This window comes from Nocardia sp. CA-084685, from assembly GCF_050955785.1.
In the GTDB taxonomy this organism is placed as follows: domain Bacteria; phylum Actinomycetota; class Actinomycetes; order Mycobacteriales; family Mycobacteriaceae; genus Nocardia.
In genome coordinates this window covers 7,484,764-7,506,300 of sequence record NZ_CP192094.1, presented here as the reverse complement: position 1 = coordinate 7,506,300, position 21,537 = coordinate 7,484,764, and the positions used below count along the sequence as shown (strand labels likewise).

20 protein-coding genes and 3 pseudogenes are annotated in these 21,537 nt (G+C 63.3%); 11 read left to right on the top strand and 12 right to left on the bottom strand.

The genetic code is table 11. The features are described from left to right. Positions 1–159 precede the first annotated feature (159 nt). A complete protein-coding gene (locus ACQP2U_RS33370) occupies positions 160–759 on the bottom strand; it encodes a TetR/AcrR family transcriptional regulator (protein WP_433711116.1) in 600 nt (199 codons plus the stop codon). Between the two features lie 159 nt (positions 760–918). Here ACQP2U_RS33370 and ACQP2U_RS33365 point away from each other — a divergent pair, with 159 nt between their 5' ends. From ACQP2U_RS33365 to ACQP2U_RS33350, 4 genes and pseudogenes are all read left to right on the top strand, one after another. Beyond that, positions 919–1,284 carry a hypothetical protein gene (locus ACQP2U_RS33365; protein WP_433711113.1) on the top strand — a complete coding sequence of 122 codons (366 nt, stop codon included), beginning with the start codon at positions 919–921 and terminating at the stop codon, positions 1,282–1,284. A 173-nt stretch (positions 1,285–1,457) separates the two neighbouring features. Continuing rightward, positions 1,458–1,910: pseudogene (locus tag ACQP2U_RS33360) on the top strand (class I SAM-dependent methyltransferase); the annotation flags it as partial. 43 nt (positions 1,911–1,953) lie between these two features. After that, a complete protein-coding gene (locus ACQP2U_RS33355; RefSeq protein WP_433716812.1) occupies positions 1,954–2,283 on the top strand; it encodes a hypothetical protein in 330 nt (109 codons plus the stop codon). A 52-nt stretch (positions 2,284–2,335) separates the two neighbouring features. Further along, the gene (locus ACQP2U_RS33350; protein WP_433711112.1) at positions 2,336–3,160 is read left to right on the top strand and encodes an SDR family NAD(P)-dependent oxidoreductase; all 825 of its coding nucleotides are present in this window, start codon (positions 2,336–2,338) and stop codon (positions 3,158–3,160) included. Positions 3,161–3,443: 283 nt separating this feature from the next. On the opposite strand, the gene ACQP2U_RS33345 is transcribed toward ACQP2U_RS33350, so the two are convergent. Further along, positions 3,444–3,767 (bottom strand): hypothetical protein, encoded by a 324-nt coding sequence (locus tag ACQP2U_RS33345; RefSeq protein WP_433711111.1) that lies wholly within the window; start codon positions 3,765–3,767, stop codon positions 3,444–3,446. Between the two features lie 14 nt (positions 3,768–3,781). Beyond that, entirely contained in the window at positions 3,782–4,168 is a 387-nt protein-coding gene (locus ACQP2U_RS33340) for a class I SAM-dependent methyltransferase (protein ID WP_433711110.1), read from the bottom strand. 203 nt (positions 4,169–4,371) lie between these two features. Between ACQP2U_RS33340 and ACQP2U_RS33335 the strand changes: the two genes are divergently transcribed. Continuing rightward, positions 4,372–5,271 carry a PQQ-binding-like beta-propeller repeat protein gene (locus tag ACQP2U_RS33335; RefSeq protein ID WP_433716658.1) on the top strand — a complete coding sequence of 300 codons (900 nt, stop codon included), beginning with the start codon at positions 4,372–4,374 and terminating at the stop codon, positions 5,269–5,271. Between the two features lie 157 nt (positions 5,272–5,428). Continuing rightward, on the top strand, positions 5,429–6,367 hold the full coding sequence (locus ACQP2U_RS33330) for a tyrosine-type recombinase/integrase (protein WP_433711109.1): 939 nt from the start codon (positions 5,429–5,431) through the stop codon (positions 6,365–6,367). A 104-nt stretch (positions 6,368–6,471) separates the two neighbouring features. Here the strand turns inward: ACQP2U_RS33330 and ACQP2U_RS33325 are convergent, their stop codons facing one another. From ACQP2U_RS33325 to ACQP2U_RS33285, 9 genes and pseudogenes are all read right to left on the bottom strand, one after another. Further along, positions 6,472–7,407 (bottom strand): immunity 49 family protein, encoded by a 936-nt coding sequence (locus tag ACQP2U_RS33325; RefSeq protein WP_433711108.1) that lies wholly within the window; start codon positions 7,405–7,407, stop codon positions 6,472–6,474. 496 nt (positions 7,408–7,903) lie between these two features. Then, complete coding sequence (locus ACQP2U_RS33320) at positions 7,904–8,335, bottom strand: hypothetical protein (protein WP_433711107.1); 432 nt, start codon at positions 8,333–8,335, stop codon at positions 7,904–7,906. A gap of 117 nt (positions 8,336–8,452) precedes the next feature. Continuing rightward, positions 8,453–8,737, bottom strand: a pseudogene (locus ACQP2U_RS33315) (Tn3 family transposase); the annotation flags it as partial. Positions 8,738–8,811: 74 nt separating this feature from the next. Beyond that, positions 8,812–9,399: pseudogene (locus ACQP2U_RS33310) on the bottom strand (Tn3 family transposase); the annotation flags it as partial. Positions 9,400–9,407: 8 nt separating this feature from the next. Next, positions 9,408–11,474, bottom strand: a complete 2,067-nt coding sequence (locus tag ACQP2U_RS33305) for a DUF4158 domain-containing protein (protein WP_433711106.1) — start codon at positions 11,472–11,474, stop codon at positions 9,408–9,410. A gap of 523 nt (positions 11,475–11,997) precedes the next feature. Continuing rightward, positions 11,998–12,837 carry a TetR/AcrR family transcriptional regulator gene (locus tag ACQP2U_RS33300; protein ID WP_433711105.1) on the bottom strand — a complete coding sequence of 280 codons (840 nt, stop codon included), beginning with the start codon at positions 12,835–12,837 and terminating at the stop codon, positions 11,998–12,000. Beyond that, positions 12,834–14,354, bottom strand: coding sequence for a class I adenylate-forming enzyme family protein (locus ACQP2U_RS33295; protein ID WP_433716657.1), 1,521 nt, complete (start codon positions 14,352–14,354; stop codon positions 12,834–12,836). Before ACQP2U_RS33295 ends, ACQP2U_RS33300 begins: the two co-directional genes overlap by 4 nt. 20 nt (positions 14,355–14,374) lie before the next feature. After that, on the bottom strand, positions 14,375–15,346 hold the full coding sequence (locus tag ACQP2U_RS33290) for a phosphotriesterase family protein (protein WP_433711104.1): 972 nt from the start codon (positions 15,344–15,346) through the stop codon (positions 14,375–14,377). A gap of 65 nt (positions 15,347–15,411) precedes the next feature. Continuing rightward, positions 15,412–15,633 carry a hypothetical protein gene (locus ACQP2U_RS33285; protein WP_433711102.1) on the bottom strand — a complete coding sequence of 74 codons (222 nt, stop codon included), beginning with the start codon at positions 15,631–15,633 and terminating at the stop codon, positions 15,412–15,414. Positions 15,634–15,693: 60 nt separating this feature from the next. Here ACQP2U_RS33285 and ACQP2U_RS33280 point away from each other — a divergent pair, with 60 nt between their 5' ends. From ACQP2U_RS33280 to ACQP2U_RS33260, 5 genes are all read left to right on the top strand, one after another. Beyond that, positions 15,694–16,134, top strand: coding sequence for a hypothetical protein (locus ACQP2U_RS33280; RefSeq protein ID WP_433711101.1), 441 nt, complete (start codon positions 15,694–15,696; stop codon positions 16,132–16,134). After that, positions 16,131–16,451, top strand: coding sequence for a hypothetical protein (locus ACQP2U_RS33275; RefSeq protein WP_433711100.1), 321 nt, complete (start codon positions 16,131–16,133; stop codon positions 16,449–16,451). The genes ACQP2U_RS33280 and ACQP2U_RS33275 overlap by 4 nt, the downstream gene beginning before the upstream one ends. 66 nt (positions 16,452–16,517) lie before the next feature. Beyond that, positions 16,518–16,838: a hypothetical protein gene (locus tag ACQP2U_RS33270; RefSeq protein ID WP_433711099.1), complete on the top strand. Its 321-nt coding sequence runs from the start codon at positions 16,518–16,520 to the stop codon at positions 16,836–16,838. Between the two features lie 98 nt (positions 16,839–16,936). Further along, positions 16,937–19,216 (top strand): hypothetical protein, encoded by a 2,280-nt coding sequence (locus ACQP2U_RS33265; protein WP_433711098.1) that lies wholly within the window; start codon positions 16,937–16,939, stop codon positions 19,214–19,216. A gap of 726 nt (positions 19,217–19,942) precedes the next feature. Then, positions 19,943–21,529 carry a hypothetical protein gene (locus ACQP2U_RS33260; protein ID WP_433711097.1) on the top strand — a complete coding sequence of 529 codons (1,587 nt, stop codon included), beginning with the start codon at positions 19,943–19,945 and terminating at the stop codon, positions 21,527–21,529. Positions 21,530–21,537 lie beyond the last annotated feature (8 nt).

The following is a 21,537-nucleotide window of genomic DNA, read 5'->3' as shown; positions in this document are numbered from 1 at the left end:
GCCACCAGGTCCCGGCGACACCACCCCCCGGATCATGCGAACGACAGGGGCAAGAAGTCATACCGGGCCTGGCGACCGTAGCCCTCGTTCAAGGGCTGCGAAGAAGATAACGGGCGAGAGGCGGAGCCGTCGAAGATCGGCAGCGACCCCGACGCATTGCTACGGCGCCCGTAGGCCTGTCAGCAGTTTGGTGAGGATGGCCAGAGTTTGTTCTCGGATCGTGTCGGGGGTGTCGGTGTCAGCGATGGTGAGTGCGGCTTCGCCGATGAGCGCGCAGCATAGGCGTGCGAGCAGGTGGGCTGGATAGTGTGGCAGGACCTGCTTGTTCATCAGCTCGATGAGGACCTGTTCCAGGAGGCGGCCGGCGTATTGCTGGTCCAGTTCGCGCCACCTCGACCAGCCGAGGACCGCTGGGCCTTCTTCGAGGACGATGCGTCGGTATCGCGTCTGGGTGCATGCCTGCAGATACTTCGCGACCGCGTCCAGACCCCACTGCCAGGCATCGCCAGCCGCAGGGGTGTCCGCGAGCAGGGTGGTCGCTGTGTCGGTTTGGACCCGTACGAACACGGCTTCGAACAGCGATTGCTTGTCCTTGAAGTGTCGGTATACCGCGCCTTTGGTGAATCTCGCCGCGGCGCCGACCGCGTCCAGTGAGGTCCGGTGGTAGCCGTTCTCGGCGAACAGTCGCTCGGCCGCCTCGACGAGTGCTTGGCGGGTCTGCTCGACGTAGTCCAGGCGTTGGGGCTTGACATCACTCACGATACTAATAGTAAGGTTCGATACCCCCAGTATCTACGATACTGAAGGTATACACTCTGGCGGGAGAGCGTCAGCCGGTGGGTTGTCGACCCGTTGTCCCGATGGCGTTCGGGGTTGGGCCCACTTGCTGATCCGCCGCTGATTGCTGAAGGAGTTGCTATGACGCACCGTTTCCTGATTGCCCGCGGACTGGGTATCGCGCGACTTGCTATCGGCCTGTCCACATTCGGGAGGCCGGTGCTAGCTCGCCGATCGCTCGGTATTGCGGTGCCCGACACCGACGGTGGCACCATTGCCCGAATGTTCGGTATTCGGGATGTCGCACTGGCATTGGCGACCCTGAGCTCCGATCCGGTGGTTCGCAATACCGGGCTGCGACTCGGCGCGCTCGCGGACGCGGGGGACGCCGTCGCAGTGGTGCTCGGCCGCCGCGGCGGTGTCACCGCCTCCGGCGCAACTCTTATCGGCGGTGGAGCCGCACTGTTCGCGCTGGCGGGATTGGCAGCGCTCCCGCGGCAATCCTGACCGGACCGCGCTTCGGGAGAGCGGCTATATCCGCCGAGTGCGACACGCCGCCGAGTAGTCGTGTGAATAGGCCATGGCGGCAACACATTACACTGACTACATCTGGTTATGTGCTGAAAAGCTTTGTCCGACAACAAGTTCGGGTCTGTCCCGATGTTTCGAGGAGGGTTCTGATGGAAAGGGTTACTTTCTCCGAGGAGAAGGCGACCATGCTCGCCACGCTCTACAGCAAGGTGCTCGACAACCGGCTGGCGAACCCGATCCTGGGCGATCAAGCTGCCGAGGACGCTGTTGAGCACATCGACTACGACTTCGAAAGACTCGGTGTCACAGTGGCTTCCGCTGAGGGGATCGCAGCCCGCGCGAAGGTCATCGACGACTGGGCCGCGCAGTATCTGCACGACCACCCCGACGCTATCGTGCTGCACCTGGGCTGCGGTATGGACAGCCGAGTCTTCCGGCTCGACCCGCCACCGTCGGTGCAGTGGTTCGACATCGACTATCCGGAGGTGATCGACCTGCGTACCCGTATCTATCCGCGGCGTGCCAACTGTCATCTCATCGGCACGCCGATCACCGACCTCTCCTGGCTCGACCGCATCCCCTCCGACCGCCCCGCGCTCATGGTGGCCGAAGGGCTGCTCGTGTACCTGAAGCCGGAAGCAGGCGGTGAACTACTGCGATCAGCTCGCCCGCAAGTTCTCGTCGGGCGAGCTGATCGCCGACATGCTCAGCAAGCTCGGCGTCAAGCTGCAGAAGGCCACACCGATCACCCGCAACACCGGTTCGACATTGCACTGGGGCATCGACGACCCAACCGAACTCGATCAACTCGGCTACCACACGACCGAGTGCCTCGCCGCCTCCGACTGGTACGACCCACGGACGCCCGAGGGGCAGAAGTCCGGATTTTCCCGCAGTGTACGACTGCAATTCGCGATGACCCGCTACATTCCGGGGTTGCGCCGGCTTGCCACGATCGGGCGCTGGAGCTTCTGACCGGCGATTCGCGACTACGGCACAGAGAGGACTGTCGCTAGTGGTGGTACACGTGGAAACAACACGGCGAGGCGGGGTCCTGATAACGGGAGCCAGCAGCGGAATCGGGTCGGCGTTCGCCCGGATGCTCGCCAGCAGCGGCCACGACCTGATCGGGGTCGCCCGGCGCACCGACCGGCTCGACGAGCTGGCCGAACAGCTGCAGGACGCGGGAACGAACATCGAGGTCCTCGTCGCCGATCTGCAGGACGACAGCGATGTGCGGCGGGTGGAGGATCGGTTGCGAAGTCGGGCCGAGCCCATCCAGCACCTGGTCAACAATGCCGGCGTCACCGACTACACCTTCTTCGCCAACAGTGAAATCGACCGGGCGGTAGCACAATTGACGTTACATACCGCCGTCCCGATGCGCCTGATGCGTGCCCTATTACCGCAGCTGGTGGAGCAGGGCAGCGGCGGCGTGCTCAACATCGCTTCCACCGCCGGACTACAAGCAAGCCCGGGTCTGGCCGCATACAGCGCCAGCAAGGCGGCGCTGATCACCCTCAGCGAATCGGTCCATCACGAAGTCAAACCCTTCGGTGTCCGGGTGAGCTGCCTCTGTCCCGGGTACACCCGGACCGAATTACAGGATGCGGCGGGCGTCGATGCGAGCGGCCTGCCCCGCATGTCCTGGATGAGCGCCGACACCGTCGCTCGAATCGGCTGGCGCGGCTACCAACGCGGACGAGCAATTATAGTTCCAGGCACCATCAATCGCGCCACCACCATCGCCTTCCGCTACGCCCCCCGAACCATAAGCCGACACTTCATCGCCACCATTGTGCGACAAGTACACCCTCACGACCATCAACCATCCACAGCGGGACCACATTAGACCGTTGAGTGGGCTTTGATCGGATGGATGAGTGGGAATCAGAACCGAATTTCTCAGTCCAACTCCCGGGGAGCGATTCACAGTCCGGGACTCCCGTTGGTAGCACAACACCATCGGATACTCACCACCGGCCACCGCGATTGCCTGACCATCCCGCCAAGTAGCCCGACCAGAGGAACGCAGCAGAAAAGCTGGGCCGACAGCGGCTACCCCTACCTGAAACACACAGGTCCGCGCGCCGAAGAAGTGCGAACCAGGGCACACCCCGATCCATGGATCAAGGCTAGAAGCTGTAGCAGAGCACTACCGTGCCAATGATCCGGGACAAGGCCGCGCTGCGACCGATCAATTGAATCCCTAGCCGGGCGAGCAGTGGGCCCTTGGCAACCTCAGGTGCTCGGGTGAGGAAAATCTCCTCGACCAGACTCAGGCGCGCACCCCACTGTTCTGGTGCGTGGGGATCATTGAAGCCGGGATTGACCACCCCGCCGGCGATCGCGGCGGTGCTGCGCATACGCTTGACCGCCCGGACGGCGTAGGTGGTGTAGTGGTTGAACGCCAGCTCACGGCTGGGGAAGTGACCGGTGAGCCGGTTCAGCAGGGACACAAAGGCTTCCTGAGTCAAAACCCGACCAGGCCGTCGGCGACGATGACGGCTGGCCGGTCGTTGGGGACGTCGTCCAGCCAGTTCGGATCGGTCAGGTCAGCGCCGAGGCTGTGGGCGCTGATCTGCTCTGGCAGCACCTGTTGCCGGACGGCGACGACCTCGGTGAAGTCGATGTCGTACCAGCCGACAGTGGACGGTGGGTCGACGCGCATTATTCTGCTGTCCGAGCCGGCGCCCAGATCCAGTACGACCGCATCGGGGTGGTCGGCGACGAACAGGCGCACCACCTCGTCCAATCTCTTTGCCCTTACCGCGATGTCGAAGACCTTGCTCATCTTGGGGCTCAGCCCGGGAAACTTACAGAGGTCATAGCCGGTCTGCCCTAGGATCTCGTCGGCCACTCCGGTGCCTCAGTGGACATTGCGTGCTGCTGACTTGTCCGACGAGCCTGGTGCGGTCTTGCTGAGCGCGCCGCAGAACCTGCACCGCTACTACGGCTACGGCTCGCCGATGGACGCCGGGACGGTAATCATCGCGGCAACCGCGGTGCCCGGCGGGCGGGGGGCCGGGCGAAAGTGCTGGACTGACCGTCGGACCGGTGCGGATGCACGGCATCGATCCGGACACCGGCCAGCTGCGATGGACGACCGATGTCGGCGAACTCCTCGGCTGCCGTGAGCAGGTATTCGACGGAAAGATCGCCTGCCACGGCACGAATCGGGTGTTGATCATCGAAGCCGCCACGGGCGCGGTACTCGCAGACCATGCGACGGACTTCGAGGTCATGGACGTGGCGGTGCGGGACGGCGTGGTTTCGGTAGCCGGCCGAACCGCGGACTGGATGACCGCCGTCGTCACGCGAGGGAACGTTTCCGCTATCGACGCCACCTGGCGGCGGACGTATCCGACGCCCGTTCCCGGCGACCCGGTCAGACCCAGGATCACGCAGGACTACTTCCAGGACGGGCACGACCAGGACGTTCGCGTCTACGATCTGCGCACCGGCGAGTTGCTGTTCACCGGCCCCGTTGGCCATACGTTCGACGGCGGCATTGTCGCTTCGCAGGTGATCGGCCGCGGCTGGAGCGCGGGAAGGGTCACGCTTCTCGATCGCAATGGCCACCCGATTATTGAGGTCAGCAACCCCAGCTCCGTCTTCGACTGGTATCCGACTGCGACCGCGACGCCGCCGCCGATCCTCACCGGGGAGAGTGCCTACGAGCGAACCACGGGCCGACTCCTCTGGACCAATGCGCAGATCGGCATCGACGACCACACTGGACGCAAGAGCGCGATAGCAGGAGTAGTGCGCAACACTGTGATCGTCCGATCGCTCGATGGATCAGAGCTGGCCGGTCTCGATCTCACTGACGGACACCGAATCTGGCAGCAGCCGACGCCGTTCGCGAACACGTCACGCTATTCACGCTTTGACGGCATAACCGACGCAACCCACCTCATCCTGACCGACGGCAGCACCGTGCACGCGATCGACGCCGGATAGGGGGTCGAGAACATCGCTGAGAAATCCGGCGCTTAGCGGTTACCGCGCATAGCCGCACACTATGTGCGGTAACCTCGGAGTCGTCCTGGCGCTATACACCGTTCGAGCGGGGGCGGCTCAGGAAACTATGTGCGGTAGTGCGTGGGAGGTCGGTCGAATGGGGCGAGTCCGGGTGCTGCCGACGGCGGTGAGTGGTGTGCGATTGGCCGACGCGGTACGGATCTACCTGGCCACGATCACGGTGCCCAACACCCGGGCGACCTACGCGGCGGCGTTGGATCGGTTGGTGGCCGATTTCGGGGCGGACACAAATGTGGCTCTGTTGGATGCGCAGCCGGATCGGGTTAGTGGCTGGTTCATGTTCGTGTGGGGTGGCAAGTCGGCGAAGACGTTCAACATCCGGTTGACCGCGCTGGTATCGGCGTGCGGGTATTGGCGAGAGCAGGACTGGCTGGCCGGTGATCCACTGGTGCGGTTGCGGGCGCGGCCCGCGCCTCCGGACACCAGCAAGGCGCTGAGCCGGGATCGGGTCGCGGAGATCTTGGGATCGGATGCGGCGCTGCGGGATCGAGTGTTGTGGCACCTGCTCTACGAGTCCTCGGCTCGCGTCGAGGAGGTGTTGATGCTGGATGTGCCCGATCTCGATACGGTGAGTCGGTGCGCGGTGGTGACGCGCAAGGGCGGGGCACGCGAGGTCATCGCATGGCAGACCGGCACTGCCCGGTTGTTGCCTCGGATGCTGACCGGCCGCCGGAGCGGTCCGTTATTCCTAACCGACCGCAAGGCCCGCCCAGCGGCGGCGACCAACGATGTGGACCTGGTGACCGGGCGGGCGCGGTTGTCCTACCGTCGCGCCGCGGAGCTGTTCGAGGCCCACACCGAGCGCTTCGATGACGGCCCGTACACGCTGCACCAGCTGCGGCATTCCCGGTTGACCCACGCGGCCGAGGAAGGCGCGTCGACGCCGGTGTTGATGAAGTTGTCGGGGCATACCTCGGTGCGCAGCCTTGCGAAATACGCGAGGGTGTCCGACGAAGGGCTACGGCGCTATCAGGCAGACAGCGATCCGGCCGCGCGTCGCAGGTCGGGCCGCTGATCCTGTCGGGGTTCGTTCGGGGCTGGCCGATGAGCAAGGTCGGCAGCGCCGAGGGCATACGAGCACGTCAAATATGGGATGGCACCAACAATAAATCCCTAACGTCACTTTTCGCAGAGATCTTCCTCGACCTCCGGCTCCGTGGGAAGGCTGTATTCGCCGTGCAGTAGGCCCGCCGGTAGGTAGTCGGATCGGATGCCCAACTCCCACCCGTGAACCTGGGTGGCGAGCTTGACCAGCGAGATCGTGCCGAACGGCAACAGGGTTCGTGGAGGCGCGTCGATTGCTGCGTTATCGCGATACCGAGTGAGACGGGTGGTCAATGCGTCTTCAAAGGTCGACCGGTCGTCGTCCAGCAGTGTCCGGAGCAGCTGCTGATCCGATGTCAGTGGACCGACTGCGTCCAACTGTCGTGCTGCCTCGGCGCGCTCGTCCGCGTCGGGCTTGCACAGAACCAGCCCGGACTCGGAATAGTTCGATCGCCACGGCCCGACCAGGTAGCTGCACAACGCGTCCATCTCCGCGATATCCGCTGGATCCGACTGCGATTCCAGCGGCGAGTACGGCACTCCCTCACGGATCGTGGGCGCAAAGTCGACGCGCAGCAGCCCGCCGATCGCTCGGTCTCGCTCCCATGGGCCGCTGATCAGGCACAATGAGAACACTTGCCGCCAGGTTCGTGCGGTCGGCGCCTGGTCGACAGGAGGATCGTAGCCGGCTACCTCACTACTGAACGTCTCGCCGATGAGCGGGAGAGGCACCTCTTGGTCGCCGTTGGGGGACGCGCCATAGCTCAAAGCCCCGAGAGCGCACTCCGCTGCAGTGCGCAGGACTACGGCCGAAGGAGGCGAACACAGCTCGGGGTCCTGCGCGATGCGCGCGGCGAGGTGGTCGAGGAGCGTGTCGCACATTTCCTGCAGAATCCCGAGAGTCGGGCCGTCGTACCAGTGCTCCCAGTGGATCCTTGTGCGCTCGGAAATTCCGTCCAGCGCGTAGGCCATTCGCCACTCATCGATACGGTGGCTCGCCACTTCCCGCACGCCGCAGTCCTTTCACATTCAATCTGTCTGGAGCGGGAGCCACGCCTTCGGCTGGGGGTCGACACCGCCCAGTGAGTTCGCGGCACTATGAATCCGCCCCCCGATATGCCGTGATTGTGCCTTGCTCCCATCGCTGGGTGCAGCGACATCGCTATCCGCACCGGCCGAACGGGTGGTGGGACCTCCACGACCTGCACCATTCCCGGCTCACCCGCCCCGGCCAGTCCGGGGCGAGCCTCCTCGAACTCATAGCCAAATCCCGGCACCGCAAACCTGAGAACCTGCGCCGCTACTTCGAACCATCCCCCCCAAGGCCATGCGCCGGCTCACCAGCCTCCTCGGCCCCGGCGCGCCAACCGACGTCACTGAGCCAGCCCATACCCCTGAAATGCGATGACGCCGTATCCGTTGTTTCCGAACGAGTCCTCACCAGTCCAGAACCCTCATTGGGGGTCGTCGTCTCACGCAGGGCGAAGCTGTTATGGCAATCAAACGTTCAGCGGGGACCGCGTGTTTTGCTGGGTTCGGCCGGGTCGAACACGTCCACAGTCATCCCGGGATGGGTGTCGTCCATCCTCACCCGAGCATCGAACCCTCCTGACAGGAGGATCTCGTGGATCGCAGTGGCCATGATGCGGCGGACTTGATCGCGGTAGCCATAGCGCGAGGAGGATGAGAACAGTTCATCCAGTCGTTCCTGCACAGGCCGGCGATACTCGGACGGCGAGAGCAAACTCTCCATCGACTGCTGTGCTTCGTCATTAAGGTCTCCGGAGACAACCCACGCCACCGAGACGTGAGGTGTGTCGTCGAATCCCGCGCCGAGCGCAATTCCTCCTTCGTCGCGCTTCGGTTCGCGGTCCAGGAACGGCAGGCCAACTTTCCGCAGTTCGTGGGCGACCAGCTTTGCAAGTTCAGAGCTGTCCATGAGGCAATGGGGGGGCAGCCGCAGTGCACGTCACCTTCTCCGGGCTGGATGGTGGTTTCGGCTGGATGATTGCCTTGCCTGTCTAGACCAGTGTCGCCATGGCTACCGACACGCGGCTCATTCATCGTCGCGGGCATCGGGATCGCGCAGCGGCCGGTGGGTTCCGTCGAGGTCGGGCAGGTGGAAGGCGTAGTGCCCGTCGATGCCGATGTGGCCGCGGATGAACGCCGACAACCGGGCGGCGTCCTGCTCGCGGACCGGATAGCCTTGTGCGCGAAGCTGTTCCAGGGCGCGGTCGCTGTAGACGGTGTTCCATAGCACGAGGCAGTTGAGCACCAGCCCGAGTGCTGAGAGCTGGTCTTCCATGCCCTCGTAGTAGGCGCGCACCATCTCGCCCTTGCGGCCGTGGTAGAGCCGCGTGCCAGGTCGTGGCGGCCCTCGGTCAGGTTGGCCTGGGCCTTGCCTTCGCGCCGGTAGGGTTCGTCGTCGGCCAGGCGCAGGATGTGGAGGGTCTTGAAGATCCGCCCGTACTGCGCGATGGCCTCCCCGAGCGGGGTCGGGTGCCCATCGCGGGAGATCATGCGGGTGACGTCGTGGCCTGAGACCTCGCCGGAGTGGATCGACACCGCGACCCGGCACATGTCCTCCCAATGTGTGGTGATCTTGTCGACGTCGATACGGCCGCGGGCGGCCTGTTCCAGCGGCCCGTAGTCGGTGCGGATGTCGAACCGCCACAGCCGCTGATCGGGAAGATTCGCCAACTGCGGCCGATATTGATAGCCGGTCAAATGCAGGAGACCGAAGACGATGTCGGAATACGATCCGGTGTCGGTGATGACCGACTCGGGCACGCGCCCGCCGTGCTGGCTCTGCAACACGTCGACAATGTGCAGCGAGTCACGTGGCGTCCCGGACACGACCTTCGCGGCCAGGCCGGCGGCCTGATCGTTGAGCATGTTCAACCAGGTGATGCCTCGCCGGCGGCCGAAGAATCGTGGGCTCGGTCGTGCGTGGATCGTGCGGATCGGAGTGACGAACCGAATGCCATCGACCGACGCCAGCAACCGCCGCCCTAGGTCCGCGCCAACGGCACCCGCGCCTGCGCCTCGATCAGCGCGACGTTGGCGGTGCTCATCGTCTCCAACCGCACATAGTGCTGGTCGACGTGATGGAGCCGGTCCCGGGTCAGCGCGGGCACGCCAGGGCTGGTCACCGGTTTGAAACCCACGTTCATGGCATGCCCGCAGAGCACGGCCGCCACCGACAATCCGAGGTCGGCGACGCGGGCGTCGTTGCCGGAGGCGTGGACGAACGCCTCGGTGAACCCGGGCACCCACGACATCACCTCCAGGACCATCTCCGGCAGATCGACTTCCGGCAGCATCCGCTCGACGCGCCGGCGCAGCTCGGTCAGCGATGGCGGATCCGGCACTGCCTCGAGCGCGGCCAGGTGCAGCTTGCCGTCCTCGTCGACGCTGGCAGGGCCGTCGCCGTCCAGTCGGGCGGCGACCTGCCGATAGGCGGTGTCCACCGCGGCGGCGTGATCGGCCAGCAGCGCCGCCGGGTCCGTCGGCAGGTTCAGCGCGTTCATGCCCACCTCGCGGGTCCGTTCCCACGCCACGCCCGACAGCAGCTGGGCGCGCGGGTCGCGCCACCGCGAGGAATGTGGCGCGAAGATGTTGCGCTGTTTGAGATGGCGGTGGAACTGCTCCAGCAGGCACAACGTGTAGGCGGCGCGGTCCACCGTCTCTGGTGGGCGGCCGTCCCGGTAGACGAGGCGTTTCCACGCCCCGCCGATCAGGTCGTGATCGACTTTGCGGGCATCGAGCCAGGTCGCGGACAGTTTCGTTTTCGTGGTCACCAACTCACCAAGGGTTTTCGTCGCCGCCAGCACCGCCGCGCCCTCGGTACTCGCGCCGAACTCGACGACCCTCATCATCGGCGGCAGGAACGTGCGCACTGTCGCCAGCCGCCCGGCCAGCTCCTCGAGCCGCTGCCCGCTCAACTCGGCGTCGTCGACCGGCACGAGCTCGTTGATCGCGGCCACCGCCCTGCGCAGCTCGCTCTTGGTGACGGCGTTCTCGATGTGGTCCCAGATCATCTCCAAACTCAGCTCCGGTCCCACCTCCGTCATCTCCAGCAGCACCTTCACCGCGCCAGCGAGCTTGCCCGCGTGCCGCGACACCCGCGGGTAGCGGCGCAGCTTCTCACCCTTGGATTCGCGTTCGGCCTTGGAGTACAGGTCGGTGACCATCAGCAGGTCGAACAACTTGAGAACGTCATCGGTGGCCCGCCCGATCAGCACCTTCACCGTCGCCACCAACACCGCCAGTCGATACTCGGGCGGCTCCAGCCGCCGCAGCTGCGCCGCCTTGCTCGACAACCCGTAGGTCGCTAACCCGATCAGGCGACGCGGCGGCACCCGCGTCACGTCCAGATCGACACCGATCCCGAGCAGGTCCGACAACCGGGCCACCGCGGTGACCATGCCCTTGGAGGTGGGCCGGAACACGCCCTTGCGCAGCCGCTCCAGCTCGCTGATCCGCACCTTGCCATTGACAGGCGAGCTCAGCAATGCACGCAGAGCTGTCTTCGCCGTCGCCGGTAGCCGTTGCGTGAGCTGAGCCGACAGCCGCCGATCAGCCGTCTTACGGCCTTCTCCGACCAGACGTTCCAGTGTCGTGATTCCCGGCAGCAGCGCTTGGCGTTCCCGCAGCCACGCCACCGCGCCGTCGGAGATCGCTTTCGGTCCGTCGCCGGTCATCCACGACTGGTCCGCGATCCACGCTGACAACTCCGCCTCGACCTCGGCGAACGCCACCAGGCCGTACTCCCGCTGGATCTCCCAGGCGTGTTCGAGCTTGGTCTTCTCCCGGTCCACATAGCTCTTCACGCACGCCGGATCGGCGATATCGAGCTGCTCGGCGACGTAGGCGACCACCTCCGCCGGCACGTCGAGGGGATCGGCCAGGAACATCCCCAAGTGACGGACCGTGACCATCTGGAGCGCGAATCCAAGGCGGTTGTAGTCACGGCGGCGGGCCGCGATCAGTCGCCGGTCTTCATCATCGAGATAGAAAAATCTCTCCAGCTCAACCCGTGAATACGACCCGAACCGGCCGTAACCCTCATCCGTCACCGCGACATGAAATCACCTACCGGCCAACCCCGTTCGCCGAATCCGATCCTTAAGCGCCGGATTTCTCAAAGATGTTCCTCGACCCCCACGGTTCGACTGCTTGGTCGATGCCGTTACCGCCCAGCGGTAGGCCCAACCTTCGCTCGGCGGTGAAGGCAATGGGTGGCCGCATGGTCACCGTGACCGCGCACGAATTCACCGGATACGCCGCGGCATAACGCGACTCTGATATTCGGCGGCAGCCTCATCGGCGGATCCAGTAGGCGATCACACAGACCGGGTAGCTGGCCCGGTCGGTCCAAACATCAGCGGGCGACATTGACCGCCGTGTCGATCTATGCGATCCCGACGAGGTGGGCGAACGCGGCTTCGGAGCGCATGCTGGATTGTCGCCAGCGTGGCCGACAGCTGGCCCGGCGGTCTCGGGATCCGCTGCCGGACAATCCTTCTCGTTACAGCCGATCGAATTCGTGCAGAGACCGAATAGATTGCAATACCGCTTGACTCTCATCAGCGGGCGAGACTATTCCGGCTGGGCCAAACCGATTCCGTTGACCCACAGTCGGGTCAACGTGGCGATAGCCGTGTCCCGGTCGTGTGGTTCGCCGTAGGTGATCCAGATCCGGCTGGCGTGGCCGACCATAGCGGCCAGGGCGTGTGCGGCGTGCTCGGGGTCGAGTTCCGGGTCGATGATTCCGAGTTCCTGCCAGTGACGCAGGCTGCGTTCGATGCGCTGCGCGAATCCGCGATGTCCGCCGAGCCGCATCGGGATCAGCTCCGGGTGGGCGCCGACGGCTTCGTCGATTCTGAGCACGATTGCCGCGTAGCGGGAGTAGCCATCGATATAGTGTTCGATCGCGCGTCGTATCCGCTCGTGGATTCGCTCACGCACATCTGTGTCGTCAGTGATGGACTTGTCGAGTGGTTCGGGCGCGAGCTGGCGTAACTCGGTCACGGCTCGGTGGATTATCTCGGTGAAGACCTCCAGTTTGGAGGGAAAGTAGGTATAGAACGATCCGACTGCGACCCCGGCCAGGTCGGCGATGTCGGTGATTCTGGCGGCCTGGTAGCCGTCCCGCTCGATGCATTCACGAGCGGCGGCTATCAGTGCTTCCCTGGTGCGTTGCGCTCGGCCGGTAAGGATTTGTTCCGCGGGGTCGCCGAGCGGCGGCTCAGCACCCATTACCGAGCGATATGCCTGCTCTTTGGAGCCGAACCTGGCGTAGAAGGTGGACACCGACACGCTGGCTTCTCGTGCGATGTCCTTGATGTGGGTACCGACGTAGCCGCGGGTGTGGAACAGATCCCGGGCGGCCATACCGATCGGGTCGCCCGGACGGTCCAGCTCGGCGTCCGTGGTCATCGGAGCGGATCGGTCCAGACGACACTCTCACGCAGTTGTGCCTTGAGGAGCTTGCCCGCCGGGTTCCGTGGCAATGGTGCGTGCATCACCTGAACGTACTGCGGGATCTTGTAGTCGGCCAAACGGGAGGCGGTGTAGCTGATGACCGCATCGATATCGATGCCATCGGCCCCGGCGACCAGGATTGCTCCGACCTTTTCGCCCATCACCTCGTCGGGTACACCGATCACTGCGGCTTCGGTCACTCCTGGTGCACTGCCGAGCACCTGTTCGACCTCCAGGCTGGAGATGTTTTCGCCACCCCGGTTGATCATGTCCGTGGCCCGGTCGACGATGGTGACGCGCCCGGTCTGGTCGACGGTGACGATGTCGCCGGTGTGTACCCATCCGTCGGTGAAGGTTGCGGCTGTGGCGTCGGGCTGGTTCCAATAGCCGGTCGTGATGTTGGGTCCTCTGGCCAGGAGCTCGCCGTGATATGGCCCGTAGACCGGATCGATAGCCAAGTCCACCACCGGCGCCGCGTATCCGACCGAATCGGCATGGTCGGCCGCGTCCGCATTCGGTAGTACCGCGAGCAGCGAGGCGGTTTCGGTCGTTCCATATCCATTGAAGACCACTGCGTCCGGGAACGCGTACTGCAGCTTTCGGACAAGCGCCGAGGTGATCGGCGCGCCGCCGTAACCGACGTGGCGCACCGACCGGAGATCGGTGGTATCGAACGCTGGGTGCTGGAGCAGGAGGGCGTAGATCGCGGGAACCGTGACCAGGAAGGAGATCCGCTCCTCCACGATGACCTCGAGCATGCGAGCCAGATCGCGGTTCGGCATGATGACCGACGTGCCACCGAGCGCGGTTGCGACAAGAAGCTGGGAGTTGCAGCCGGTCACGTGGAACAGCGGCACCGAGATCAGCGTCCGCAATCCGGCCCCGATATCGCGAGGCAGCTCGAAGCATCGGATCGCGGTTTCGGCGTTGCTGAGAAATGCGCGGTGTGTGGTCGGCACTCCCTTGGGCCTGCCGGTGGTGCCCGAGGTGTAGAAGATCGCGGCGACATCATCACGCTGCGGTTCGGCGACATGCGGATCGCCCTCGGGTAGTGGAGCGCTCTCATCGAGGTCGACCGCCACACCGGCGTCATCTAATACATAGGCGATCTCTGGTATGGCGAAGCGCGTGTTAACGGCAACCGGAATCCCGCCGGCCATCAGCGTGCCCCAGAAGGCCAGTACCCAGCGAATCCCGGCGGGGTACCGCAATGCCACCCGGTCACCTGCTTTCAGCCCCTCCGCTCGCAGGCCGCCCGAGACCTGGGATGCCCGCTCGTAGAGTTGCCGGTAGCTCAATCGAGGCCCGTCGACCTCGACGACCGCCTCGGCATCCGGGGTTGATTCGGCTTGCTGCCGCAGCAGCGCCACCAGCGATTCCGGCAAGCCCTCGTACTGTGCGACCCCCTTCCCATCACGGTGGACACCGTGGATGGGGAACGGATTCTCCGCGCTTCGCCGCAGGATGATCATCCGGTCGGTGCTCATCGCGCTCACCCCTCCTTGCCCATGCTGAAGTAGCGGCGTGGGTTGTCCACGAGCATGGTCGTCAACTGTTGCTCGGTGACTCCGGCATCACGCAGCGCGGGCAGCACCGCATCGTGAATGTGGGTGTAATGCCAGTTCGGCGCAACCTGTTCCCGTACACCAGGTGGGAGCCAGTCGATATGGCAGGAGGCATCCTGCGCGAGCACCATCCGGTCGGAAAGCCCCTCGGCCGCAAGTTTGGCGACAGAGGCGATGCGCTGGTCATCCGGGAGCAGGATGTCCAGCCCGAATCGGTCCATCCCTACATAGGAACCGTTGTCGATCACCTCGTGTAGGTAGTCCAGATCGGCGGTGTCGCCGCTGTGCCCGATCACCACCCGGCCCAGATCGACACCTTCCCACCGGAGCACGTCCTGGGCGATCAGCCCGGTCCGGTGCGCTGGCGAACTGTGCACGGTGATCGGTACCCCGGTGCGCTTGTGCGCCTCCGCGACGGCGAGGAGTACTCGCTCGACACCAGGGGTCAGTTCCTCTTCGATCGCGCACTTCAGGAACGCTGCCTTGATCGACGTGCCTCCGATGCCCACGGTGATGTCTTTGACGAACATATCGACCATGGGCTCGTCACCGTCGAGCATTGTGCCGGGCCCGTGCAGCCGGAAGAAGAGTGGCACGTCGTTGTAGGTGTACAAGCCGGTGGCGGCGATGATGTTGAGGTCCACCCCGGCATTGATGCGAGCCACACGCTCGATGTCCCGCCCCAACCCGAGGACTGTCGGGTCGACGATCGTATCCACGCCCCGGGCCTTCAGCGCGCGCAAACGTTCGATCGCGTCCGCGACCCGCTGCTCCTCATCCCACAAGTCAGGGTAGTTGCGGCGAATCTCTTCGCTGAGCACGAACACATGCTCATGCATCAGCACCGTGCCGAGTTCGTCCACCGGCACTGGGCCGCGAACACTCTCTACCTGCACCATCGGGAGACCTCCTCGTTGAGCTACTTCTCAATTGCGCGGAATAGTAGTTGAATCCGTATTCATATTCAATACTGATTCCGGCAGCTCGGGGCGACTTCACCGGTCGATCCGGAGGTGGCGAGTTTGGGCAGGTCAGCTCTTTCGGGTGACGACTTCACCGTTACCGCCACGGCCACCTGGGTGTAGGCGGGGTGCGATCCCGGTTCGGGATCGTCGTTGGTAGCCAACGGCGAAGCCAGGGGAGTGGGCGTCATCGGCAGCTGGCGTGCCACCATAGTTGCGAACATCGTTAGCAGAAGTGTACGCTCGCGACTGCGAACGCTGTTCACGGTTGGCTGGAGGTTCTGGTGAACGACATCGAAGCCCACCGCACCGTGGTGGACCGGGTGACTCTGCGGGTGCCCGCCGGTCGATTCCACGCCTTTCCCGGACCGGACGGTTCGAGGATCGGTTTTACTGCTGCGGCGTTTCTCGCTATCCCGGGAATCTTCGATGTGATCGCTCACGGACAGACCGGGACCTCAACGAGTAGTGGCGCCAACATAGACATGCTCGATTGGATGAGTGTCCGTGATGCCGAGGATACGCCAGCGAAGAATCATAGGTTCGTCACCGACGACGGCAACATTTTCCACCGGGACAAACTAAAGGGCCTTGCTTTCGGTGGTGGATGGGAAGCGTTCGTCAGGTCCAAACCCTCGGCGCAACCGACTCGAATCCATCGACGTGAAAAGAAGGAACCCGTGATGGTGAAAGAACAACCAACCGAAGGGACCGCGCCGTCATGATGCACCCATATACGGAATCGGCGCTGGAATCCGGCCGAGCCCTGGCGCATGCCATCGATGATCTCACGGAACGGATCGACCGGATCCGCGCCCGGCGCCCCTCGCCCAGCTCCCGGGTGATTCCCGAAGTGGATGGGATGGGCAGACTCACCGATCTATACATCGCCGACGGGACGGCCGCGAACTGTGCGAACAGGCAGGAGCTGGTGGACGACATCATGACGGCGATTCGGGAAAGCACCTTAGATGCCGTGCGGCAACATGAACTTGCCATCCGGGAGGCGACGTGGCCGAAGATGCCGTGGCCGCAGTCCTGACTCGAGTTCGGTGAAGTTTTCTTCGGCCGATGGCGAAGTTGATCGAAATGGAGAGAGTCTGTCGATATGGGCACTGAATTAAATCAAGATCCAGACGATTGGCGTCGACTACGCGACATAAACAACGGTATGGCTCCCGTCTATCATGAGCGGGCGAAGAACGATCCGGACTATGTGGCCAACTTTTATTTGGAAAAGGGCTACGCGGCCCACGCATTTCTAGTGGGGTATGCCGTGCCGCACCTGAGTGCTCGTTCAGGCGGTTGGACCTCGGTGGCAGAAGGTTATCAAAGTGTGAGCGACGAATCACATACGACAGCGGGTGGTCTCGAGGAAGCCGATAGCGCGGGTAGCGCGGGGATTCGGCGGACGGCACCGGAGATGTGAGGCTCTAGTGTCCGTGAGTATCTCGGTAGAAGGACTCGGGGTGGCGGCGGGGACTCGCGAACAGTTCGGCGCGACGCATGTGATCAAAGGGTGTTCTAATGGCTGACTCAAAGGTCGTCAAGGTCCTCAACCCAGGCGATAGCCTCAATGAAGGCGACTGGGTTGAATCGCCGGACGGCAACTACCGGTTCGGGCTCAAGAACGGCGACGTAGTCAAGGTTTTCGTCCCGACCGGAGATAGCAAGACAATATACAATCGCGGAGACGCCAGCAAAATCGTATTCGAAACCAAAAAAGACGGTAGCGAGTACAGGCTCGAGGCCCACAATGATGCTGGCGACGAGCTATGGTCGGCGAATCCTGACGACAAAAAAAGACGAGGGGGTGGGTACAACGATCATTATGACGAGTGGGACACCGATGATGATGCCGACCAGAGGGTGCGACAGTTCGCTCTTACGAACGATGGCGCTATGGTTGGGGTCAAGCATGCCTTAGGTAATAAGTGGAAGGGTAACCTAGGCACAGACGCTAAAAATGTTCTCTGGGCCGACGAAAAGCCAAATCTCGAACTGGTCGCCTACCGAAACTACGTAAAGAGCTTTACTCGCGATCCGAAAGCGGGCGACACATACTCCACTCGCGATCCGGAAGCGGGCGACACCGGCGAAGATCCCGACTTCCGGCTGAGGATCGATGTCCCCCCTGGCAAGGCGTCGAGCGAACTGAAGGACGTCATAAGTGTAGTGAACGATCGGCTTGCCTATTTAGCTTACCAGATGGGGCATAAGAGGAAGCCGGTGGCTTTACAGTCGAAAAGTAGCTTCTGGAATGGCAAACTGGAAGACGATCTTATCAAGAAGCTTCAAGACGGGCCGGTCGCCAAATCGGGGGCTAAGGGCGAGGCCGTAGAGGCATATGAAGCGGCCGCAGACCATTTCGGCGCCCTGGCGGCGGCGTGGGACGAAAAGGATTCGAAGTTCCAGCAAGAGGACCAAGAACTCACCAAAGAGAATTTCCGGGTCTTCAAGCGTATGTATGATACGGTTCAAGAAGCCCGTGAGGATATCTGGAAAATCCTCAAAAATAACGTCAGGCTGGAGTCGGGGAAGCAAACCCGCGAGTTCGGTATCCAGAACATTGTCGAAGAATGGCCTATCTATCCCATCCTCAAGCAAGTGGTCCTGGACTGCACGAAAGACGTCGCCGACTACGCGAAACAGGCTGAGGAACGCGCAAAAAGGGGTGGGGATTTTCCGGGGTACCCCAGCGAGAAGAGGCCCGAGAAGAGTGAGGTGGAGAAGCCGGAGAAGAGGGAAGGGAAGCCGGAGAAGAAGGAAGGGAAGCCGGAGAAGAAGGAAGAAGAAAAGCCCGCCACAAAAACCACCCCTACCCCAACGACCATCATCCCTCCCTCCTACACTCCGCCGCCGACGCAGACTACTCCCACGCAACAAGACATGTTCCCGAGTCCGGATTCGAACCCCACATTGGACAATCTCGGCCTGGAACCTACGGACAGCACGGATTCCCCGACCGGTACCCAGCCAATTGCGGACAGCACTAGCGGCGATACCCCGTCGGGCACAGACCTCCGTTCTCTGATCCGGACGGCGATGCAGGATGCCGGAACCGGATCGACCGTTGCGCCCAGCGCCCCGCAGCAACCCACGAATAGCAGTGGCGATGCTATGGGGCAAATAGGGCAGATGATGGCGATGAACGCTCTCAACCAGAACCGGGTTCCCGGCGATGACAGGGGCTACGAAGACAGGGAATCGCGTGAGGACCGGCAACGAGAACGGGAGCGGAACCGCGCAGCCCAGACGGCCACAACGAATCCCGCGGCCCAGACAGCTCCTCCCGGCGTGGTGGCGCCAGCCTATGTGGGTTCTCCGCCGCCGGTGACGACACCGGGCGCGATGGTGGATGTCCAAATCGGCGAGAATACCGTGAAGGCGTCGCAGCCGGTGGCGGAGGCTTTGCAGAAGCAGGTGCAGAACACCGCCATCGATGCGATGTCCGCGTACCGGGGAACTGCGGGTGAGTTGTCAGCGGATCATCCGCCCGCAGTGATCAATAGTCGTGACCCGCAAGCGTTTAATACGGGCGATATTATTCAGTGGGAGAGACATAACGCGCTGATTGTCAAGGAATCGAACCAATTATTTGTCTTGGACAACGGTCAGCTCATTCCCTTTGATCCCGGCAAACCTCCGCTGGAGGAAAAGTACGGGCTTTGCACGGGCTACATCCACCCGACCGGCCTGGATAGCGCCGCCGGTGGCGACCCCGCACTCGCGGCGGCAGCTCCGCCGACCGTGGCCGCACCGAAGCAGCCTGTCGGTCCGCCGCCGGTTGGGCCACCGCAGATCTGACCGGCCGGAATCGTCGATACAAATCTCGTCGAGCGGCCGGACGCGGAGATCGACGATCCGGCCCTAGTTCAGGTTTCTGGTCGAATGCGGCTGGTGAATTCCCAAAGATATTTCTCCGACAAGAAAGGGAAACCATGGGGATTTTTGGTATGGATTGGAAGGATGGATTGGTTGCAACAGCAGGTCTCATTGGAAGTGCGGCCGGGCCGGTCGGCGGCGCGGTCGCGAGTGGCCTCGTAGGCGGAGCGATTGCCATGAGTCAGGGCAAGAGTTTGGATGACGCGTTCGAAACCGCTGTAGTTGATGCCGCGACTGGCGCAATCCCCGGGGGAGCATTTGCTGGTCGCGCCGGGACCGTAGCGGCGGATGCCGCGGCTGGTGGAGTCGCTCGAGGGTTGCGCCAGGGAATTCGGGGGTTCGCAGACAATGCCAAAGGTATCAAGAACGGCTTGCGTGGAGTGGACGTGAGTACAGAGGGGGGCCGGTTCCGAAAGAGTGTAGCCAGAGGCGCTGCTGCGGCCAAGTATGGTCGTGGCGCTGTGGCCCACCCCGTACGAGGCGCGTTTGCCACGGGCGCGGGTAGCGCGTTGGGTAACCACTTTGTGGCACCATTTTTCCATGACCAGGAGAAACGTGGTCCTGTTCCTCTCGTCTCAGTGAATCCGACTGCGTGAGCGATGGAAGACGATGTCGGCGCCATGGCCTGATAAATTGCCGCGATTGTTTATGCCCGACCCGGATAAAATTGATCTCTCCCCGTCGGTCCAAAATTATTACGAGGGACCGCGGGGGCTCGCTGTGAGCCTGCGTGATCATTATTTGAGTACGGGTGAGGAGTCCCCGGAGGAAGCGCCGGATCTGAAGCCGCCGGAGCTGGACATTGAGGGCGACAAACAGTTCAGTGGTATCGAGAATTATGAAGTTAAGCAAGAGAAGCTCCGGATGACGGGGGTCAAACTCGTGGAGGCGTACGGCGATGTGCCGGACCGGATACGCAGGTCAGCTGGGTATTCCAAGGAAGTGAGAGTATGGACGTCAAAATTCATCGAGGATCACAACGCGGCCATAAGTGAGTGGCCTCCGGACGGTGTGAGTCACGATGAGTACTGCATGAATGAAATCACCAAGACGATCGACAACTTGAATGCGATCATGGCCGACGCAGTGAAGGGCCAGAAGAAAGAAGCAGACGAGATCGAGAAGCTGGCGCAGCAGGTGGAGAAGCTGACGCAGCAGTCGGAAACGCTGGCGCAGCAGGTGAAAAAGCTGAAGCAGCAGGTCGGGGATGAGGGCGACCCGCGGCCCGGGGAGCTGGATCCAAAGGATCTGGGCGTGCCGAAACAGCCCGGTATGCCGTTTGACCCGGGCATCCCGTACGACCCGAGTCCTCCGATGGATCCACGCCTGCCGCTGGATTCGAACCAGTCACTGGATCCGGACCTGACGGAAGATCCTGGTGCGTCGCCGTATCGGAGCGATGTGGGTCTGGATCCGCAAGAAGCGGTCGCTGGACCGGCGGCTCCAGCGGCGACGCCTATTGGCTCGGCGATGGGCTCCCGAGACGACCAGACAACGGGGATTAACCCTTGGATGATCCCAGCACTGGCCAACAGCATGCAACCCGGCGTGCGCAACGAGCCGGATCCGGACAGGCTCCCCCGCGACGACGAAGCAGTCGCGCCGTCGCCGATTCCAGCGGTCACCGCAGCTCCTGTGGCGACGCCAGGGAGCCAACCCCCCGCTGGCGCGGTGCCGAATCACAGCCAGCCGATCGGGCCGGGTGCCGGGCCGAATGTCACGTCCGCGCAGAGTGCGCTGCCGACGCGGACGCCCGCGCAGGACGGGAGTGGGGATAGGTACTACTCGTTCCCGGAGGGGGAGAGACAGTGGGTTTCCGCCGTGGTTGCTCAGGCATTGGATGCGGCTTTCGGCAACGCGAGCGGTACCGATGCGAAAGCCGCGTACGCGAATACACCGGCGAAGTGGTCGGACAACAAGCAGATCGATCCGGTCGACCCGTACCAGTTGATGACCGGCGATGTCGCTACGTGGGAGAAGGATCATTCCGCGATCGTTGTGGTTTTCGGTTCCTTCGAGAGCGGCACGCCGGAGGTCGTCGTCAACGGGCAGCTGCGGCCGTTCGCCGCGGAAATGTCCGACAGCGCAGGAGACTTCGGCGCGTTCGCCGGATTCCGCCACCCGCGCGGCATCGAGGTCACCACTCCCGCGCCGGATTCGGCCGCCCCGGCTTCGTCGCCCGCGGATGCGTCGGCCGCTACCACGGCGTCGGTAGCTGCGGTGCCCGCGACCTGACGCCGGCG

Coding starts and splice junctions, on each gene's coding strand:
- ACQP2U_RS33365 (WP_433711113.1), top strand. CDS start 919: ATGACGCACCGTTTCCTGATTGCCCGCGGACTGGGTATCGCGCGACTT.
- ACQP2U_RS33335 (WP_433716658.1), top strand. CDS start 4,372: ATGCACGGCATCGATCCGGACACCGGCCAGCTGCGATGGACGACCGAT.
- ACQP2U_RS33330 (WP_433711109.1), top strand. CDS start 5,429: ATGGGGCGAGTCCGGGTGCTGCCGACGGCGGTGAGTGGTGTGCGATTG.
- ACQP2U_RS33320 (WP_433711107.1), bottom strand. CDS start 8,335: ATGGACAGCTCTGAACTTGCAAAGCTGGTCGCCCACGAACTGCGGAAA.
- ACQP2U_RS33300 (WP_433711105.1), bottom strand. CDS start 12,837: ATGACCACGGACGCCGAGCTGGACCGTCCGGGCGACCCGATCGGTATG.
- ACQP2U_RS33295 (WP_433716657.1), bottom strand. CDS start 14,354: ATGATCATCCTGCGGCGAAGCGCGGAGAATCCGTTCCCCATCCACGGT.
- ACQP2U_RS33290 (WP_433711104.1), bottom strand. CDS start 15,346: ATGGTGCAGGTAGAGAGTGTTCGCGGCCCAGTGCCGGTGGACGAACTC.
- ACQP2U_RS33285 (WP_433711102.1), bottom strand. CDS start 15,633: ATGTTCGCAACTATGGTGGCACGCCAGCTGCCGATGACGCCCACTCCC.
- ACQP2U_RS33275 (WP_433711100.1), top strand. CDS start 16,131: ATGATGCACCCATATACGGAATCGGCGCTGGAATCCGGCCGAGCCCTG.
- ACQP2U_RS33270 (WP_433711099.1), top strand. CDS start 16,518: ATGGGCACTGAATTAAATCAAGATCCAGACGATTGGCGTCGACTACGC.
- ACQP2U_RS33265 (WP_433711098.1), top strand. CDS start 16,937: ATGGCTGACTCAAAGGTCGTCAAGGTCCTCAACCCAGGCGATAGCCTC.
- ACQP2U_RS33260 (WP_433711097.1), top strand. CDS start 19,943: ATGCCCGACCCGGATAAAATTGATCTCTCCCCGTCGGTCCAAAATTAT.